Annotated in this window: 18 protein-coding genes; 16 read left to right on the top strand and 2 right to left on the bottom strand. The window is 47.4% G+C overall.

From position 1 onward, the window contains the following. Positions 1-16 precede the first annotated feature (16 nt). The 3 genes from dnaB (at position 17) to EDM59_RS26540 (ending at position 3,373) form a co-directional block, all read left to right on the top strand. On the top strand, positions 17-1,366 hold the full coding sequence (dnaB, locus tag EDM59_RS26550; protein WP_092271186.1) for a replicative DNA helicase: 1,350 nt from the start codon (positions 17-19) through the stop codon (positions 1,364-1,366). Positions 1,367-1,602: 236 nt separating this feature from the next. After that, entirely contained in the window at positions 1,603-2,889 is a 1,287-nt protein-coding gene (locus EDM59_RS26545; protein WP_122926416.1) for an adenylosuccinate synthase, read from the top strand. 280 nt (positions 2,890-3,169) lie between these two features. Continuing rightward, on the top strand, positions 3,170-3,373 hold the full coding sequence (locus tag EDM59_RS26540) for a hypothetical protein (protein WP_174769322.1): 204 nt from the start codon (positions 3,170-3,172) through the stop codon (positions 3,371-3,373). An 81-nt stretch (positions 3,374-3,454) separates the two neighbouring features. On the opposite strand, the gene EDM59_RS26535 is transcribed toward EDM59_RS26540, so the two are convergent. Next, on the bottom strand, positions 3,455-3,826 hold the full coding sequence (locus EDM59_RS26535) for a hypothetical protein (protein WP_122926415.1): 372 nt from the start codon (positions 3,824-3,826) through the stop codon (positions 3,455-3,457). Between the two features lie 262 nt (positions 3,827-4,088). Here EDM59_RS26535 and EDM59_RS26530 point away from each other — a divergent pair, with 262 nt between their 5' ends. The 6 genes from EDM59_RS26530 to EDM59_RS26505 all read left to right on the top strand — a co-directional run bounded on the left by EDM59_RS26530 (position 4,089) and on the right by EDM59_RS26505 (position 11,308). Further along, complete coding sequence (locus EDM59_RS26530; RefSeq protein WP_122926414.1) at positions 4,089-5,588, top strand: LysM peptidoglycan-binding domain-containing M23 family metallopeptidase; 1,500 nt, start codon at positions 4,089-4,091, stop codon at positions 5,586-5,588. Between the two features lie 187 nt (positions 5,589-5,775). After that, entirely contained in the window at positions 5,776-6,486 is a 711-nt protein-coding gene (gene yycF, locus EDM59_RS26525; protein WP_122926413.1) for a response regulator YycF, read from the top strand. Then, a complete protein-coding gene (walK, locus tag EDM59_RS26520) occupies positions 6,483-8,306 on the top strand; it encodes a cell wall metabolism sensor histidine kinase WalK (RefSeq protein WP_122926412.1) in 1,824 nt (607 codons plus the stop codon). The genes yycF and walK overlap by 4 nt, the downstream gene beginning before the upstream one ends. Positions 8,307-8,314: 8 nt before the next feature. Continuing rightward, complete coding sequence (locus tag EDM59_RS26515) at positions 8,315-9,694, top strand: YycH family regulatory protein (protein ID WP_122926457.1); 1,380 nt, start codon at positions 8,315-8,317, stop codon at positions 9,692-9,694. Next, positions 9,681-10,457, top strand: a complete 777-nt coding sequence (locus tag EDM59_RS26510) for a two-component system regulatory protein YycI (RefSeq protein WP_092271204.1) — start codon at positions 9,681-9,683, stop codon at positions 10,455-10,457. Before EDM59_RS26515 ends, EDM59_RS26510 begins: the two co-directional genes overlap by 14 nt. 62 nt (positions 10,458-10,519) lie before the next feature. Beyond that, positions 10,520-11,308 (top strand): MBL fold metallo-hydrolase, encoded by a 789-nt coding sequence (locus EDM59_RS26505; RefSeq protein ID WP_122926411.1) that lies wholly within the window; start codon positions 10,520-10,522, stop codon positions 11,306-11,308. On the opposite strand, the gene EDM59_RS26500 is transcribed toward EDM59_RS26505, so the two are convergent. Then, entirely contained in the window at positions 11,303-11,539 is a 237-nt protein-coding gene (locus EDM59_RS26500; RefSeq protein WP_122926410.1) for a hypothetical protein, read from the bottom strand. The genes EDM59_RS26505 and EDM59_RS26500 overlap by 6 nt on opposite strands. Positions 11,540-11,795: 256 nt before the next feature. On the opposite strand from EDM59_RS26500, the gene EDM59_RS26495 reads away from it, so the two are divergent. The 7 genes from EDM59_RS26495 to EDM59_RS26460 all read left to right on the top strand — a co-directional run bounded on the left by EDM59_RS26495 (position 11,796) and on the right by EDM59_RS26460 (position 18,913). Beyond that, on the top strand, positions 11,796-13,022 hold the full coding sequence (locus tag EDM59_RS26495; RefSeq protein WP_122926409.1) for a S1C family serine protease: 1,227 nt from the start codon (positions 11,796-11,798) through the stop codon (positions 13,020-13,022). A 306-nt stretch (positions 13,023-13,328) separates the two neighbouring features. Next, positions 13,329-13,571 carry a CxxH/CxxC protein gene (locus EDM59_RS26490; protein ID WP_122926408.1) on the top strand — a complete coding sequence of 81 codons (243 nt, stop codon included), beginning with the start codon at positions 13,329-13,331 and terminating at the stop codon, positions 13,569-13,571. Positions 13,572-13,575: 4 nt separating this feature from the next. After that, positions 13,576-14,055, top strand: coding sequence for a 23S rRNA (pseudouridine(1915)-N(3))-methyltransferase RlmH (gene rlmH, locus EDM59_RS26485; RefSeq protein WP_122926407.1), 480 nt, complete (start codon positions 13,576-13,578; stop codon positions 14,053-14,055). A 518-nt stretch (positions 14,056-14,573) separates the two neighbouring features. Next, a complete protein-coding gene (locus EDM59_RS26475; RefSeq protein ID WP_122926405.1) occupies positions 14,574-15,254 on the top strand; it encodes a hypothetical protein in 681 nt (226 codons plus the stop codon). Continuing rightward, positions 15,251-17,023, top strand: a complete 1,773-nt coding sequence (locus EDM59_RS26470; protein ID WP_246011261.1) for a hypothetical protein — start codon at positions 15,251-15,253, stop codon at positions 17,021-17,023. The genes EDM59_RS26475 and EDM59_RS26470 overlap by 4 nt, the downstream gene beginning before the upstream one ends. Before the next feature lie 451 nt (positions 17,024-17,474). After that, positions 17,475-17,807, top strand: coding sequence for a TroA family protein (locus tag EDM59_RS26465; protein ID WP_246011259.1), 333 nt, complete (start codon positions 17,475-17,477; stop codon positions 17,805-17,807). Positions 17,808-18,142: 335 nt separating this feature from the next. Next, entirely contained in the window at positions 18,143-18,913 is a 771-nt protein-coding gene (locus tag EDM59_RS26460; protein ID WP_246011258.1) for an SMI1/KNR4 family protein, read from the top strand. Positions 18,914-18,949: the final 36 nt, after the last annotated feature.

The following is an 18,949-nucleotide window of genomic DNA, read 5'->3' as shown; positions in this document are numbered from 1 at the left end:
ATGTGGAGGGTGTGACGTGAGCGACCTGTTTTTGGATCGTGTGCCGCCGCAGAACAAGGAAGCAGAACAGTCGGTACTAGGTGCCGTGTTCTTGTCCAAGGAAGCTCTTATCACGGCCATTGAGATTCTCCGCCCGGAGGATTTCTACAAGACAGCGCATCAGCGCATCTTTCAAACGATGGTGGACCTGTACGAAAAAGGCGAACCTGTCGATCTGGTCACAGTGACAGCAGACCTGCAGGACCACAAGCTGCTGGATGAGATAGGTGGCGTTACCTATCTGACGGAAATCGCAAGCTCGGTTCCGACAGCAGCAAACATCGAGTATTACGCAAAGATTGTGGAAGAAAAGTCGCTTCTACGGCGATTGATTCATACAGCAACAAAGATCGCCAATGATGGATACTCACGCGAGGATGAGGTCACGGCAATCATTGCCGATGCGGAGAAGTACATCATGGAGATCGGGCAGAATCGCAATAGCGGTGGTTTTACGCCGATCCGTGATGCCTTGATGGAGACGTATGAACGGATCGAGTTCTTGAGCCAGCGCAAGGGAGATATCACCGGGATATCGACGGGATACACTGACCTGGACAAGATGACGGCTGGCTTGCAGCGAAGCGACTTGATCATTCTCGCTGCCCGTCCTTCCGTAGGGAAAACGGCGTTTGCTTTGAATCTGGCACAGAATGTAGCCGCACGAGCTGGTGAGACCGTCGCCATTTTTTCTCTGGAGATGGGTGCGACCCAGCTCGTTCAACGTATGATTTGTGCTGAGGGGAATTTGGATGCTTCCCGGATGCGTTCGGGGGCATTGGAGGAAGACGATTGGCAGAAGCTGACGATGGCGATCGGGACCCTGGCGAAGGCGCCCATTTACATTGACGATAGTCCTGGGGTGACCGTCATGGATATCCGTGCCAAATGTCGTAGGCTGCAGGCGGAGAAAGGTCTCGGATTGATTCTGATCGACTATTTGCAATTGATTCATGGGCGCGGAAAAGGGGATAACCGTCAACAGGAAGTATCCGAGATTTCCCGTACCTTAAAAGGAATTGCCCGTGAGCTGAACGTACCTGTAATTGCTCTGTCGCAGCTGAGCCGTGGCGTGGAGCAGCGTCAGGACAAGCGTCCGATGATGTCGGATATTCGTGAGTCCGGTTCGATCGAGCAGGACGCCGATATCGTAGCGTTCCTGTACCGCGACGACTACTACGACAAAGAGACCGAGAACAAGAACGTGATCGAGGTCATCATCGCAAAGCAACGTAACGGCCCTACCGGAACAGTAGAGCTGGCGTTTTTAAAGGAATACAACAAATTCGTCAGTCTGGATAATCGGTTCCGAAATCAGGCAGGATAAGAATAGAAACAGAAAAGCCGGAGGGAAATCCGGCTTTTTTCTTTGGGTCTTCCGTACTGCCCGATTTCAAAAAAGAGAAGGACAACAAGGGTTTGCAAAGCGTATCATAATTACCGAACGTATAATGTTCTTACTATTCAAATGTTCGTATTTTCGTTGACATGCGGGAAATGGTTTAGTACACTTAGATTGTTTCAGGCCCAAAAGGACATGATTATATCAGGAGGTGTTTTTCGATGTCAACTGTCGTTGTCGTCGGAACCCAGTGGGGCGATGAAGGTAAAGGTAAAATTACTGACTATTTGGCAGAAAGCGCAGAGGTAGTGGCTCGTTACCAAGGCGGTAACAATGCAGGCCATACCATTATTTTTGATGGTAACAAATACAAACTGCACTTGATTCCATCTGGAATTTTTTATACAGATAAGACCTGCGTGATCGGTAATGGTATGGTAGTAGACCCAAGAGCGCTGATTAAAGAGCTGGAGTACATCCACAGCTTTGGTTTTTCTACAAACAACTTGAAGATCAGTGATCGTGCACACGTAATCTTGCCTTACCACATCAAACTGGATGGGGTAGAAGAAGATAGCCGTGGTGCAAACAAAATTGGTACGACTCGTAAAGGGATCGGTCCTGCTTACATGGATAAAGCGGCGCGTATCGGTATCCGTATCGCAGACCTGCTCGATCCAGAAGAGTTCAAACGCAAGCTGGAGCGCAACCTGGCTGAGAAGAACAACCTGTTGGAGAAAGTGTACAACACCACAGGCTTTGAATTGAATGAGATTCTGGACGAATACCTGGCTGTAGCTGAAGTTATCCGTCCTTATGTAACCGATACATCTGTTGTTCTAAACGATGCAATCGACCGCGGCAACCGTGTGCTGTTTGAAGGTGCACAAGGCGTGCTGCTCGATATTGACCAAGGTACTTATCCGTACGTAACGTCCTCCAACCCAATCGCGGGTGGCGTGACGATCGGTTCCGGTGTGGGACCAACCAAAATCAATCAAGTCATCGGGGTAGCGAAAGCGTACACGACGCGTGTAGGGGACGGTCCGTTCCTGACTGAGCTGACTGATGCGATTGGCGATCAAATCCGTGAAGTAGGTGCCGAGTACGGTACGACAACTGGTCGTGCACGCCGTGTAGGCTGGTTTGACAGTGTAGTTGTTCGTCACGCTCGTCGTGTCAGCGGCATCACCGGTCTGGCTATCACGAAGCTGGATACTTTGACTGGCATCGAGACCCTGCGTATTTGCACAGCGTACAAATACAATGGTGAGATTATCGAATCGTTCCCGGCGAACCTGAACCTGCTCGCAAAATGCGAACCGGTATACGAGGAGCTGCCAGGCTGGACAGAGGACATCACAGGTGTTCGCAACCTCAACGATTTGCCAGAAAACGCACGTCACTACATTGAGCGTATCACGCAGCTGACTGGCATTCCGATGTCGATCTTCTCTGTAGGACCAGATCGTGAGCAAACCGTAGTCGTTCGCGGCATTTACGGATAAGCCATAGTCCCATAGACATAGCGAAAGCTGTCGATTATTCGACAGCTTTTTTTTGTACAAACAAGATTGGATAAGAATGTTATCCCGTATGTGGGCAGTTGAGGAATGTCTCGTGGCCTTTAGGTGCAAAGACTTGCCGGGGGCAGTTTTCGAGTTGGACAAAGGTCCCGATACGGGTTTTTATGTTACGAGAAAATTTATTTTGAAAGGACAGACACGAAACGACACCATCTGGGCATAAAGTAGAGCATAGCAAGGAAATGGAGAGGTGATCGTGATGATGGGTTTTGATCAAAAAGCCATGAAGCTGCTGGGAAAGAACGTACAGGTGAAGATGTTCAATGGCGTCGTCATCAAGGGAACCATGACTCATTTCGATAACGGATACCTGTGCTTCATCACCACATACAAGCAGCAGGATACCGAAAAAACGACGATTCGCAGGCTGGCAATCAAAGAAGTAACTTCCATGCTCGAGGTGTGATAATCGAATGAGCAAAAAGCACTGAGCCACCTACCCTTAGCGGAGCAGGTGGCTTTCTATTGACCTAGGCTGGTTACAAAGTCATATCCTGCCGCCGCAGGAAGTAATGATTTGGGTAGCTTCGTCGCCTCTTTCCTCTGGAACGACTGCGGTCAGGAGGACACTTCGATTTAGATCGTCATCACCCCGGTCAGCCATCCCGCTAGCATCTGGATCTACTGCGGCAAGTACGCTGGCGTCCCGGCCGCTCGGAAAATCACCAGCCAGTGTCATGTTGCCCAGGCTAGGTATTTCGCCAGAGATCGGATTCATGATCGATTCGTTCCCATCACCAGGGAATTGTCCAACTCTGTCGATTTGTATGGTGGAAAAACCAGCTTGTCGAAGAGCATCGGCCGCTTTTCCTGCATCCTCCTCCGTATGAAAGCCTGCCAGAATGTTTCGTTCTTTCACATAAATCACCCTCCTGATTGTCTAAAATATTCCAGTTTCATGTACATATCATGACTCTTCGTCAAGTTTTTAATTCGACAGCAATTTACACTTGATGTTGTCGTTAAATATGTGGTAAAGTCGACATAGTTGGTTTCTTTAGGCAATTTGGCAGATTACTGGAAACAAAATTTTGGGCTATATGTCCTAGTCGGTATATTTAAACAATTCAGGGAATACCGAAAGCAAGGCGAGCTGCTAATGTTTTCAGGAGGGACAAGTTATGCAATGGTCGGAATGGAAGGCCAAGCTGCAGGAACGGTCAGAGCAAATCGTTCAGAATTGCAGACAATTGGCGAAGCGTACGATAGATCAAACAAGCTCATACATTCAAACACATAAGAAACAAACCATTTCTGTCGCGGCAGGGCTGGTACTGACCGTGGCAGCGGGAGCTTCTGCACAGTACTACTACACCAGCAACATCAATTCGGTGTATCACGTTCTCGTAAATGGTCAAGAGATTGGCGTGGTGGACAACCCCGCAGTGGTAAAGAACTGGACGGCATCCAAGCTGCAAGAGGAACAGGCGAAGAACGGCTTGTCTTTGACGCTTGCTGACTACATCACGTTCCAGGAAGAGCGCAAGTACAAGGCGCCGTTTGATAACGAGTCGACTGTACGTGCACTATCCGACATCGCCGACATCAAGGTTGAGGCGGTTAAGCTGATTGTAGACGGGAAAGTTGTCGGTTATGCGGCGGATCAGAATACAGCTGATCAAGTGCTTGCTCATGTGAAAGAGAAGTTTTCGGGAATCCCAGCACAGGCAGACAAGAAAGTGGCCGTAGCGGCTGCATCGTTAAGCGCACCTGCAAAGAGCAGTCCCATCAAGGAAGTTACGTTTAAGGAGCAGGTAGAGACAGAGAGCGACTCAGTCACAGCCGCGCAGGTTTTGCCGGCGGACAAGCTGGAGGAGCTGCTCGTTAAAGGTACCTTCAAGCAAATGACGCATACAGTCGTTGAAGGAGATTGCATCGGTTGTATCGCTAAAAAGTACGGCATTACGTCAAATGATATCTATGCAAACAACCCTGGCATCACGGAAAATACGTTGCTCCAGCTGGGGCAGCAAATCAACGTGACCGCTATTCGTCCGTTTGTGACGGTACAGGTGAAAGAGGATCTCTCCCAAAAAGAAACGATTGCGTTCTCCACGCAAATCAACAACAACGATAAGCTGCCAAAGGGAGAAACAAAAGTCGTCCAGGAAGGTCGGGACGGCAGCAAGATGGTTCAGTATGAGATCGTGAAAGAAAACGGGCAAGTGGTTGCGAAAAATATCGTCAAGCAGGACGTGATCGCACAGCCTGTTGCGAAAATCGTGGAGCGGGGAACCAAGGTGATTCCATCTCGTGGGACAGGCCGTCTGAGCTGGCCAGCGAGCGGTTATATCAGCAGCGGATTTGGTACGCGCTGGGGCCGTATGCATAAAGGGATCGACATCGCCGGATCTGGTTCTGTTTTGGCTGCCGATAACGGTCGTGTCAAATTTGCTGGATGGGATGGCGACTACGGAAAAGCGGTCATCATCGATCACGGCAACGGCATGGAAACTCTCTATGGCCACATGAGCACCATCAGTGTCAAGGTAGGCGACGTGGTTGCGCAAGGCAAAAAAATCGGAGTAAAAGGATCGACAGGGGATTCTACGGGTGTTCACTTGCATTTTGAGGTTCATCAGAATGGACGAATCCAGAACCCTATGCGTTACTTGAAATAGACAAGCAATTTATGGAAATAGGGAAAAGGGGGTCTCCACGCGAGATTACCCTTTTTTTGTGCACATGAAACAGCTACGGGCAGGGAGTGCTTTCCAGAGGACTTCTTTACGCGCGGGACATGGTGTATTGTAGAGGAATAGATGCTCCTCGAGTGGAATCTTTTTATGAAGAAAAGGAGGGAGCAAGATGGCAAAACTCCTGGTTGTAGACGATGAAAAACCGATTGCAGATATTTTGAAGTTTACGTTTGAAAAGGAAGGCTATCAGGTGGTTTGCGCCTATGACGGTGAGGAAGCACTGGTAGTTGTTCAAAATGAAAGGCCCGATCTGATTTTGCTGGATGTGATGCTGCCAGGCAAGGATGGGATGGACGTCTGCCGAGCTGTGCGTCAGTCTCATGATGTACCGATCATCATGCTGACAGCAAAGGATTCGGAGCTGGATAAAGTACTAGGCCTGGAATTGGGTGCGGACGATTACGTCACGAAGCCATTTAGTACGCGCGAGCTGGTCGCAAGGGTCAAAGCTCATTTGCGCAGGCATCAGCCCAAGAATGAGGAAAAGGACCAGCAGCATCTACTGCGTGTCCACGAGCTGGAGATCGACCTGCACTCGTACACCGTTGACAAAACGGGTGAGGCGTTGGATTTGACCCATCGGGAGTTCGAGCTTCTGGTTTATTTGGCAAAGCATCAGGGGCAGGTACTGACGCGGGAGCATTTGCTTCAGTCTGTATGGGGATTTGATTACTTTGGCGATGTGCGTACTGTCGATGTGACCATTCGCCGTTTACGGGAAAAAATCGAGGATGATCCGAGTCAGCCGAAATACATCATCACCCGTCGGGGCTTGGGCTATACACTGCGTAACCCTGGCATGGGAGGAACGCCTGGATGAGGCGGCTGTTTAAAACGGTTCAATGGAAAATGGTCGTCATTTACATGCTGCTCATTTTGTTGGCGATGCAATTCATTGGAGCTTACTTTGCCAGGGAAGTCGAGAGCTACTACATCAACACGTTTTCCGAGTCGCTAAACGGCCAGGCAAGTCTGCTGGCAAGCCTGTTGGAAGCGGATCTGCGGCCAACAGAAGGAAAGGAACAGAATCAGGAGCAATATCGACAGGACATCGACAACCTGATTAACAATCTGGTAAAGATCAACGGTGCCAACGTACAGGTAATCGACCAAACGGGTACCGTCGTCAGTACGACAGAGGACAAGAGCACGATTGGCCAACGGACGTCACAGCCGGAAGTCACCGTCGCACTGCTGGGGACTCGCAGTGAGTCTATGCGGATCGATCCGCGTACAGGTGCGCGCGTAAAAGTGCTGGTTCTCCCTGTCAAAGGCGATCAGATCGTGTATGGGGCGGTTTATATGGTCGCTTCGATGGAAGGCACGTATACTACGATTCGTAAAATGAACGGAATTTTGGCGACGGGTACGATGTTTGCCCTGATCATCACGGCTGGTCTGGGAGTCGTGCTGGCACGGACCATTACCAAGCCGGTGAAGGAAATGACTCGCCAGGCGCGTGCTGTCGCGGACGGAGACTTCAACCGCAATGTGAGGGTATATAGTGGCGATGAGATCGGTCAGCTGGGGATGGCCTTTAACCATATGACCATACGTCTTCAGGAGGCGATCCTGCAGCAGGAGGAAGAACGGGAAAAGCTCGCCGGTATTTTGAGCAACATGACAGACGGAGTGATCGCTGCCGATCGGAAGGGCAGAATCATTTTGTTCAACCGTGCTGCGGAAGAGATGCTGCAGGTGACCATGACTGAGGTGCTGATCAAAGGAAGGACCCTGTACGACTTGCTGGGGCTGCCTCCTGAGGACGAAATGCCGCTGCATGAGCAGGAGGAGCCTTTGTTTATCGAGATGATGCTGCCCAATCGGGATGAGGTCATCTTGCGTGTGACGTTTACACCGCTGCAGCATGACAGTGGGAAAAAGGGCGGCATCATTGCCGTGGTCGCTGACGTGACGGAGCAGCAACGATTGGAGCATCAGCGCAGGGAATTCGTTGCGAATGTATCCCATGAGCTGCGAACGCCGCTTACGACGATCAAAAGCTATGTGGAAGCTTTGCTGGATGGCGCGATGGACGAGCCTGATTTGTCCAATCGCTTTTTACGAGTGACCATGTCGGAAACGGAGCGAATGATCCGTCTGGTCAACGATTTGCTGCAGCTGTCGCGTTTTGATTCCCAAGGGGTGCGTTTGCATTGCAAGGAAGCCGATCTCAATCGGGTGCTTCACTATGCGGCGGATCGCTTTTCCATGTTTGGTGAGCAGCAGGAGGTAGAGCTTCATCTGGACGTGCCGGACAAGCTGCCTGCGGTATACATTGATACCGATGCGATCAACCAGGTACTGGACAATTTGCTATCCAATGCGATCAAGTACACTCCCCAAGGGGGAAAAGTGGTCTTGCATGCAAAAGTAAACAACCATCAAAAGCGGGTGCTCATCTCCATAGAAGATACGGGGATCGGGATCCCGAGCCGCGATTTGAAACGCATTTTCGAAAGGTTTTACCGGGTTGATAAAGCGCGCTCACGCGGACAGGGCGGCACGGGTCTGGGTCTGGCGATTGCTCGTGAATTGGTGCAAGCGCATGGAGCGGACATCGAGATCACCAGTGAATGGAATGTGGGGACGACGGTAACGTTCTGGGTTCCATTTGCCCAAGGGGGTAAGGCGGTATGAAAAGGTGGCTGAGACGGTGGCTGGAGCCTACCAAGACCGTATTACTCAATGTGCTGGTGCTGTTGAGCTTTTGTCTGACCGGGTTGTTGTGGAGCAACCAGCCGAAATTTCAGTTTATCGAGCCTGCCCAATACACGGAATCCAAGCCAGTACAGGAAAAGCAGCTGATGCAGCTCGTGACACCGGAGTCCGTCGTATTTCACTATGGGGAAGACAGACATACCAAAGCGGTCGCCACGGATGGGCCGTACAGCATGATCGTAAGGGAAATGTCCAAGTGGATATTCCTCGATTTCACGCCGTATATGTTCTCCAATGACAATTGGGGGGAAATTGCCCGGGAAAAGATGGGGATCGAGGTGCGGTTCAGAAGTACCATTCCTTTATCGATCGTTGGGCGCCTGGTTACTTTCCGGGACGAGTACGATAGCCAGATTAAAGGCGTCGATCGTCTGTGGCTGTACTACGAGAAGGACGAGGATCTCGTCTACGCTTTGTTCCTGTCTTCTGAAGAGGGAAAAATGATGCGTGCGCGGACTTCGATCAGCCCGAAGGATTTGCGTGATTCTTATTTGGCGACAGGCAATCAGATGCCCGAGCAGATCATGAAAATTGTAAAGCCGGAGAGAACCTATTCTTCACTGGAAGGGGCGCTCCCGGTATGGAACATGTACTATCTCCCGAAAAATCAGGTACGCATGCAGCAATTTCGCTACAGCTATGAGACGATCAGCGACGAAAGATTGATCGAAGCGTATTTCCTCGATCCTTCGCTGGTGAGACAGATCATGGAGCGGGACAAGACCGTCATTTTTACCGACGGGAGCCGATCGGTACAGCTGCGTTCCGAGCAGCAGGCGTTTACCTTTACCGACCCTGCCTATCAGCAGAGAGCCCAGGAGCTGTCTGACGAAGAGAAGGTACAGGGTGCCGTGACCTTCATCAACAAGCATCTTGGGTGGCTGGATGAGTACCATTTTGAGCGGATGAAAAAGAGCTACAACGAGAAGGATCTGATCACGTTCCGCCAATACGTAGGATCCTATCCGCTGATTAGCAACAGTGTAAAACCGATTGATACGATCCAGATTACCTCAGAGGCAGGGCAAGTGGTGACACTCAGCCGTTCTCTGCTCAACCTGGATAAGTACATTTCCAACAAAGAGTGGAAAGTGATGTCGGGCCCAGAGCTCTACCAAATGATTCGTGACAGGAAGCTCGCGGATACCGACCAGATTACGAATGCGTATCTGGCCTACCAGACCATATTTGGAGAAGGGTATGTAGACCTGATGCCAGTTTGGGTCGTGGAGATGGCGAACCAGGCAAACCTGTACATTTCCGCAGAAGCCAACCAGGGAGGAGGAAAGGTGCATGGATTGGAGTAGAACCAAGACCATTCTGATCTGGGCCTTTCTTCTCCTCGACTTGTTTCTTGGCTATCAGGTGTATGTGACGAGAATCAGTTTTTGGAATAACCAGGATGTAGCGCAAGGGGACAAATGGGATATGGAGCTGTACCTGAAGCAGCAGAACATCGCTCTCATGACAGAAGTGCCTCAGGATACGCCAGAGATGTCCTATTTGAATGCGGAGTACATCGGGATCAATCCGCTTTCTCTGCAAGACATGCCTGGTCTGACAGCGACGATGGAGAAAATGTCGCTCGCTGCCAAGCTGAACCCACCGCTGCAAATACGCGGACAAATCACGCCAACCGAGCTGCTGCGGCAAATTGGTCCCCGTTTGATGTACAGCGAGCAATATACGGCTGATATGTATCAGTCCAATCAGGGACGACTGCTTTACTGGCAGGTCTATCAGAAGATGCCGGTTTTCGTTGCGCCTTTGGAAGTGTATTTGGAGAATGGCTCGATCCTGGGCTATAGACAGACGTTTTTCCACATACGGAAACAGGAAGGCGGCGGCCGACAAGTCATCTCAGGCTACACGGCATTGCGTTCGCTGGTGGACAAGCAGATCATTTTGCCAGGAGAGCGAATCGAGAGCGTGAGTTTGGGCTATTACGGATCCTATGACGCGGATATTCAGGCGTTGGCACCTGTTTGGCGGGTCATTCACGATGGCAAGCAGCATTTCGTCAATGCGTTTACAGGAGCTTTGGAAAGACCGATGGTGACACAACGGTAGAATGAACGGAATGGAAAGCGAGAGACAGACAGCGAGGGAAGCTACGGGAAGAGGGATGTTGGGTGAGATTCAGTGTACTGGCAAGCGGAAGCACGGGCAACGCCATCTATGTGGCGACTGACCGTGTCTCCGTGCTAATCGATGTAGGGATTACAGGAAAACAAGCCGAAGCGGCGCTGCAGACCATCGGGGTCAATCCGGCTGATCTCAGTGCGATACTCGTGACTCATGAACACGTCGACCATATTAAAGGGGTCGGCGTCATGGCACGGCGCTATGGCCTGCCGATCTACGCCAACGCCAAGACTTGGGGCGAGCTGGACGGACAGATCGGAACCATCAAGGAAGAGCAGCGGCGTTTGTTTGCTGTTGGAGACAAACAGGAATTGGAAGATTTAGGGATTGAATCCTTTGGCATTTCGCATGACGCAGCAGAGCCGATGGGCTTTTGCTTTTACCATGGGGCGAAAAAGCTCAGTGTCGCTACCGATTTGGGCTATGTCAGCGACAAGATCAAGGAGACGATTCGTGGGGCAGACGCGTATGTGTTTGAATCGAATCACGACGTGGAGCTGCTGCGGATGTCGCAGTACCCGTGGAGCATCAAGCGGCGTATTTTGAGCGACGTGGGACACTTGTCCAACGAGTCTGCTGGAGATGCCCTGCTTGATTGTCTGGGCGGGAATGCAGAACGCGTGTACCTGGCGCATTTGAGCAAAGAGAACAACATGATCGATCTGGCAAGACTGACTGTGAAGAACATATTAGAAGAAAAGGGCTTGGTGGTAGGAGACGATGTCCAGCTGCGCGACACCTATCCGGATCGCCCGACGAAGCTCGAGGTCCTATAGGAGCGGTTTGATTTGCATCTGGCGACTATTTACGGTATCTGTCAGCTTGGCGTACGTATCGACGTGAAAGGTGAGCTGCGTGTCCAGCTCGCTCATTTTATGGGCGATTTCGTCTTTGGTCAGCAGACCTTTGGCGACTAATACCTCGATGACGGCGTGCAGGACAAGCGTATTGTGGTAGTCTACTTCTTGCAAATCAGCCAATTTCGCGATGAGATTCACTTCTTTCACGTTCTATCAACCCTTTCAAAAGCTTTTAATCTATCATATCCGGGCCTTCGGTGAAATATTCCGAAGGCCTTTGCAGTTTCCACAACCTTTCCTTATTTCTCACGCGATTTTGCCGAAAACGAAACGTATACTGAGGATGTCAAAAGGAAACCAAGCAAGAATGAATGACAGTAAACATTCCAAATTGTCCAACCAAGTATAGGAGTGCAAAAAATCTGCCACCCTAGTAACAATAGAGTGAAGGAGAGTGTGAATCATGGGATTTTATGATGATTTGACTCACGTGGAGCGGAAAAATCGACGTGGGCCGGGTGTGGGACGTCTGATCATGACGTCGGTAACCTCTGCGGTGATTGGGGGAATGGTCGTTCTGCTCGCGTTGCCGACTCTCTCCAATGCAGGTTACATCAACATGGTAAAGCCAAGTGCATCGAATGTAATGAGCAACCCGACAGCCAATCTGTTTGCGACCCCTGTTTCGGTAAAGGTAGAAACCGGAACCGTAGACGCCGTGAAGAAAGTGGAAAACGCAGTCGTCGGTGTCATCAACATCGGTCGAACCAGAACCAACTGGATGAATAGCAGCACGCAGGATGTCGAACAGGGCGAAGGTTCTGGCGTCATCTTTGAGAAAAAGGGTGGAAAAGCCCATATCATTACCAACTACCACGTAATCGACCAAGCGCAAAAGCTGGAGATCGCGCTGCCGACAGGAGAGAAAGTAGAAGCGAAGATCCTCGGTGCCGATATGTATGCGGACCTGGCCGTTCTCGAGATTGACGGCTCCAAGGTAACGGCTGTTGCCGAACTGGGTGACTCGTCTACCCTGCAAGTCGGTGAGCCGGCGATCGCGATCGGGAACCCACTGGGTATGAAATTCTCCCGTACCGTGACACAAGGGATCATTAGTTCGTTGGAGCGCTCGATGCCAATGGACTTTGACGAAAATGGTCAAGACGACTGGGAGCTGGATGTTCTGCAGACAGATGCCGCGATCAACCCTGGTAACAGTGGTGGGGCTCTGGTGAATATCCAAGGACAGGTCATCGGGATCAACACACTGAAAATCTCCAAAGAAGGTGTCGAAGGTCTTGGCTTCGCCCTGCCGATCAACGATGTCAAATCGATCGTCAGCGAGCTGATGGCGAAAGGCAAGCTGGAGCGTGCTTATCTGGGCGTACAGCCGTACGACCTGACCAATGTACCGCGCTACAGCTGGAAAGAAACCTTGAACCTGCCGGATGACGTGCAAGCCGGTGTCGTGATTCAAAACGAGGTTGGCAAATTCTCGCCAGCGGGTGAGGTTGGTCTGAAGCAGTACGACGTCATCGTAAAAATGGATGGCAAGGACATCAATACCGGTGCCCAGCTGCGCAAATTCCTGACCTTGAACAAAAAGCCGGGTGACTCTGTCGAGATCACATACTACCGCGACGGCTTCAAGAAAACCGCAACCGTGAAGCTTGCAAAAACGCCTGAGTAAAAAGGGCGACTCGGTCCATCTTTGCTAGGCAGCAAATGAACCTTCTAACAGGCAATTCCGGGATGCAGTTTGTCCCGTTTGCATATAGGTAGTTCCTAGTTCCCCTCTATCTATTTTTACAATAGATCCCTTCATTGAAAGCGCCGATGAGAGTCGGCGCTCTTTTTTTTGCGGTTGGCCGACCGCGTTAATACCGGTGGCTTCTGCCCATTTGTTTGATCGAGTGAGAGTGGCAATTTGTTTTCTCCCCGAACTGGGGTAGAATATAGGACGATATCATTTACTGGACGGAAAAGGGGAAAGAAGATGGAGAGAAAGCTGGAAAGCGTAAAGATAGAGGGAAAAGAGGTCGCGCTGCTTGCTGATTTCCCTGTGCGGTTTGCCTGCATGGAGCATTTTGACGAGGAGCTGGATGACTACGTCAACGATTTCGAGGCCGCGCCAGATACACATCGGGCAGAGCTGATCGAGGACGAAACGATGGACAAGCGCTGCCGGGTATGCGGAGCACCCGCACAGATCGCGCTTTTGAAAGAGAAAGGATTGTAGACACGTGCAGATTTCGATCATTACCGTAGGGAAGCTGAAGGAAAAATATTTGCGAGAGGGCATCGACGAGTACAGCAAGCGCCTCTCCGCTTACTGCAAGCTGCAGGTCGTCGAAGTCAGCGACGAAAAAGCACCGGAAGAAATGAGCGCAGCGGAGATGGAGCAGGTCAAACGCAAGGAAGGCGAGCGCATCCTCGCGCAAATCAAACAGGACCAGTACGTCATCGCGCTGGCGATCGAAGGCCAAATGTGGTCGTCCGAAAAGCTGTCGGCGGAGCTGGACAAGCTAGCGCTGCACGGGCGCAGTCAGGTGGCGTTTGTGATTGGCGGTTCTTTGGGGCTGGCGGATGCCGTACTGAAGCGGGCCGATGCGCATCTGTCGTTCTCCAAGATGACGTTTCCGCATCAGCTGGTGCGATTGGTGCTGCTGGAGCAGGTTTATCGGGCGTTTCGGATTAGTCGGGGGGAGCCGTATCATAAGTGAGGGGTAATTTTATAGCAAAACATCACTAGTGATTAGTTATTTCTTGAGTATCATTGAGTATTTCTACCAAGATGAATTGTGTCTAAAATACTATATTTAGTTGATATAAGTATAAAGAGATGCGTGGTGGTATAGTTGTCTCATGAGGAGATAAAGACTAATTATCATAGCTTTATCGGAGAAATAAAATCAGTCTTTGACCCGATTAATTTGAAAATGGGAAGTCAGGATGTCTCGACGTGGAGAGGACAAGCATTTATCGGACCATTGAAAGAGTTCGGAGGTGCCTTCCGCTCGGCAGGAGCTCTTGGGAAAATTGGGGACCTGCATTTTATTTGAATTTGCCGACGTATAATTTCATTAATATTTAAGCAGTACCTAAGTAGATGCCTTTTAAACTGAGTACTACTAACAGAGAGAGAAAATATAATAAATGGGAGTATATTTTCAATATGGAAAAAGGTTGAATAGATTACTCAACATGGTATAATATTCACGAAAAAAAGGAAGTGAATATTATGTCATATACAAAAGCCACTTTTATAAATGGTTTTATTGAACCTGTAACGTCAATACAAAAACAAACTATAGAGGATAACGATCTTACAAATATTTTATCCCATTTGAATGCATTATTGATGATCCATGAAGAGATTAAGGAAAACAATAAGACCAATGAGTTATGGAATGAAATAATATCTGATTCTATATCATCATTACATTCCGCATCATCTGGCTTTTATAGATTATCAATAGTATCGCTAAGAAGTTTACTTGAACTGGCTTGTAATGCAATTTACTATATTGACCATGAAATTGAGTACAAGCTTTTTCAGCAACACGATTTGAAAGCTGATAGATATGTATCTACTTTAGTTAATGAATATATGTTCTTCACTTCCAAGTATATACATACCTTCTATCCAGCAATAATGTCTGCACAAACTAGTGAAAACTCTATCAGTAATTTCTTGAAAAAAATTTATTCTGAATTAAGTGACGTTGTACACGGTCGTTACAAGACCTTAACTAAGACAACAGGTCTAGAAATTACTTACAATAGGCAAATGTTTAAATTTTTTGAGGATAAATTTTTAAAAACGTTAAGCATTATTGCAGTAATGTACGTATTAAGATTCAATAACAAGGAAAAAGAACTTATAGCACTAGCAAACATTTCAGGGGTTGTAAAATTATGACAATAACATTTAAATCTCTCGGAGATTATATTGTTGATAGAACTGAGAGCCTAGATGAAACATTAATTCAGGAATATTTTATTGATAGAAGTGATGATAAGGTTAAACGGCTACTAGATACTGAACAGTATTTACTAGAGGGTAGTCGAGGCAGTGGCAAAACAATGTTAATGAAATCGGTAGAATTGCTTGCCAAAAATACATTTGGACAAAACAGTATACTCGCTGTCTGGGTAAGTTTTGAAGAGTCAATTAGAATTGAACGAATTAAAATAGTCAATTCTTTGCTAGATCCATTTTTACAATGGACCATGGGAAAGATTCTCTATGAAGTGCTCGAACAGATAATGAAATTAAAACCCTCTAGTCTTGAAAGTCTAGAAGATCGGTTATTTAAGATATTTGGAAGTGGGAACAGAGGGGATTATTCTTATTACTCAAAGGTGTTGTCAGAATATATTCATATATTAGAGAAAGGTGATATTGAAGATAACAATTTATTAGGCGATAAGATTCCATCTACTGAATTAGCTACAATATTAGAGAATCCGACAAGCTTCAAGAATTTTTTGGTTGATTTAATAAAGGATTTTCATCTTGATAGGATAGTGCTATTGTTTGATGAAGCGGCCCATGTTTTTTCCCACAGTCAGCAAGAAAAATTCTTTACGCTTTTTAAAGCTCTTAGGCATCCTAAAATAGCATGTAAAGCAGCTGTTTATCCGGGCATCACAAATTATGGAAAGTATTTCGAAAAAGGGCAGGACGCTAAAGAGTTAAGACTAGACTGGTCTGCAACCAATTTGGAAGATCTGAATTATATAAACAACATTCTTAAAGTTAGAATTCAAAAGTTTGACGAGAGTTATTGGAATAAGCTTACTATAAATAGAGCTGTAATCAATACGATTTGTTCTTGTAGTAACGGAAATCCAAGATTTGCGTTCCATATTATTGATGAGTTGGAGAACAGTAGGGCATTTAACAAGACTATTAGCATGCCGAGGGTAATAGCAGCATTAAGGACTGTATTCGACAGTAAATGGAAAGAATTTAGTACTTTAAAACAACGTCTTGTTAAGTATAAGAATCATATTGAAGCTGCAGAAAATTTAATGAAGGAAGTAATAATACCCAATCTAAGGGAATGGAATAATAAACAGAGAAAAAGCAGGAAAAAGTTATCTGCAGGATTTTATGTTTCAACAATTGTGTACGACCAAATTCCGCAAGTGTTCGACATACTTGCGTATTCAAATATAATATTAATTGATTACAGTAAGAAAAGTCTTGGACGAAATCAGTATGGATATTATATGTCTTTAAACCCAAGCTTACTCTTTACTGACTTAATCATCAGGGATATTTCGGAGATGGATAATATCTCAACTAATATAGATGCAAATCAAGCTTATTACCCCACTTCACAAGATTTGAAAGTAGTAATGGAGAATTTAGGGGATGATAATGAGTATCAGTGTTCAAACTCGAAATGTGATTATAAAACAGCGGATGAAACTTTTGCTTTCTGCCCGAGATGTGGGAATAAGATTCAGATATCAGAAAGTGAATCACTTTATAAAATCCTTAGAAGTCATAGTATAGACAATTTAAAGCTATCTCATAAAATAATCGAACGATTAAAATTAAAGTTTTCCAATATAGGTGAGGTTTACGATGCTGAATTGGATGAAATAAGAATGAAATATATTCAAGATGTTAGAATCGAAATGATCAAAAATGCTGCAATAGAATATATGGCTGGCTAGGCGATTATGACCAAACAATTATAAAAGTAAAGCCTTCCATACCCTATCGAAGAAGGGCATTAGTTCAATCCTAATATTCCCAAATCCAATAACTTAAAATCTGGAGGTAATTAGAATGAAGCAAAGCATATAAAGCCGAATAGTTAAAATGATAGCTATTTTGGGAACTGATATTACAGCAAAAGCAATCATTGTTGTAACCATTTCAGTATTTTTTTATGTATAAAACGAGAAAGGAAGAGGTCTAAGAAACCTCTTCTTTTTTTAACACAATAGATTTCCAAAACTCGGTGAATCTTATCATAGGAGAAGACAAACATACTGAGATAGCCATAAAGAAAGCTGGATTACGAGCATTGAGGAGAAACTGTAGCGCATTCGCGACCAAATCGACGTGAAGATCAAACCTGGCACAACGGCGACGAACTTTTTTTTCTATGAAGGAGAGTTTTTGATTGGGGGGAAGGGCGGTACGCTTGGCAAGCTTATCTATGAGGATTACGGCTTCGAGATGCCCGAGAACCTGAAGAAGTTTAAAGACGGCGGCACCGCGCTTTCGATCGAAGCCTTTGTAGCCGAGCCTGCCGAATATTTTTTCACACAGATGACCGAGGCGGAATTGCCGGGTATGCTGGAGCGCTTTAAGGAGCCCCTGTATCAATCCATCCCGGCGATTAAGAACAACCATGTCATCAACGTCACCCGCGAAAACTGGAATTTCGGCCCGTACCTGGTGGATAAAGCGGTCGACGATCTGATTTCGCAAATGAACAAGCTGCAATAATAGGGAACAAGGGGCAAGGGATAGTCGTCTTGACGCCAGCGATCGTGATCTATCCGTTTTTCCAACCGTAAACGAAATCAAAGAGCATGGCTGGCAAAAAGATATCACCCATACCTAAATTCAAAACCACTCTACGCACAGAGTGGTTTTTCCTTAGGCCACACTGCCCCCTCTTAGAATCGAACCAGATTTGTAACTGAAGAGATCTACAATGAAGGCGAGTGGTTACGCGCAAGCACACTTTATTTAGGTAAAGAAAAGATGTCATTTTCCCTGCTTTGAATGATAAACTCAAAGAATAAGCTTATGAATCTGCTAATGACAGGGGTGGAGCTTTGGCGGATAAATATACGGACATGGATGCGGTCATAAAGAAAATGCAAGAGGTTGTAGCGGCTAAGCGCGAACAAGATCCCGAATTTTACGCGAAGTATCCAATCAATCTCGGGACCTTAGCGGACGATCAAGCAATACGTGAAGTTACGGACCAATGGAGCCTGCCTGATGACTACGTGTACTTCCTGAAGCATTATGTCCCGGAGTCGGTGACCTGGAGTACGGACGAATATACGAATTTGGAGATTTACGGGGCAAAGGACCTTCTGAAGGGGCAATGGGGATACAACTACAATCCAGTAACCCATGAGGATATTGAGGACTGGCCGAGTAGTTATGTGGTGATTGCTTCGGACGAAGGCGACCCTTACTGCATCGATCTCTCCAGAGGAGATACGGTCATTTATACGGCAGCGCACGGGATGGGCACTTGGGATTTTTCCGTTGCCTATGGCAATCTTGAGGAGTTTCTTCATAGTGTATTAGTACCGCGGGGCTTTGAGGAATGGGATACGAGCGGAGATGAACCGTACGAGTACTACAAAGTGTTTCTGACAGGTGAGGGCAGCGATAAGAAAAAAACGCTGCTGTTCATCAAGAAAATGTTCTCGTGCGATTTTTCACAAGCGAAGGCCTATTTAGAGGCGACGCCTTTACTCGTGTATAAGGGACTTGAGCCCGGTGCCGCGAAAACCGGGGAACAGCTAAAAAGCATCGGTGCAAAATATGAGGTGCGGAAAGTCAGCGTGGCTGAGTTTCTGTCGTCCTAGCCATGAGATTATACGTATGATGGACGCGGCAAGGGA

The sequence above is a fragment of the Brevibacillus nitrificans genome, assembly GCF_003710965.1.
Classification (GTDB): domain Bacteria; phylum Bacillota; class Bacilli; order Brevibacillales; family Brevibacillaceae; genus Brevibacillus; species Brevibacillus centrosporus.
This window is presented reverse-complemented; position numbering and strand designations above follow the sequence as displayed.

What these genes read in the sequence shown, in the direction of transcription:
- EDM59_RS26475 (WP_122926405.1), top strand. Translation starts at nt 14,574, where the DNA reads ATGTCATATACAAAAGCCACTTTTATAAATGGTTTTATTGAACCTGTA.
- EDM59_RS26530 (WP_122926414.1), top strand. Translation starts at nt 4,089, where the DNA reads ATGCAATGGTCGGAATGGAAGGCCAAGCTGCAGGAACGGTCAGAGCAA.
- EDM59_RS26540 (WP_174769322.1), top strand. Translation starts at nt 3,170, where the DNA reads ATGGGTTTTGATCAAAAAGCCATGAAGCTGCTGGGAAAGAACGTACAG.
- EDM59_RS26545 (WP_122926416.1), top strand. Translation starts at nt 1,603, where the DNA reads ATGTCAACTGTCGTTGTCGTCGGAACCCAGTGGGGCGATGAAGGTAAA.
- walK (WP_122926412.1), top strand. Translation starts at nt 6,483, where the DNA reads ATGAGGCGGCTGTTTAAAACGGTTCAATGGAAAATGGTCGTCATTTAC.
- EDM59_RS26495 (WP_122926409.1), top strand. Translation starts at nt 11,796, where the DNA reads ATGGGATTTTATGATGATTTGACTCACGTGGAGCGGAAAAATCGACGT.
- EDM59_RS26490 (WP_122926408.1), top strand. Translation starts at nt 13,329, where the DNA reads ATGGAGAGAAAGCTGGAAAGCGTAAAGATAGAGGGAAAAGAGGTCGCG.
- EDM59_RS26510 (WP_092271204.1), top strand. Translation starts at nt 9,681, where the DNA reads ATGGATTGGAGTAGAACCAAGACCATTCTGATCTGGGCCTTTCTTCTC.
- yycF (WP_122926413.1), top strand. Translation starts at nt 5,776, where the DNA reads ATGGCAAAACTCCTGGTTGTAGACGATGAAAAACCGATTGCAGATATT.
- EDM59_RS26470 (WP_246011261.1), top strand. Translation starts at nt 15,251, where the DNA reads ATGACAATAACATTTAAATCTCTCGGAGATTATATTGTTGATAGAACT.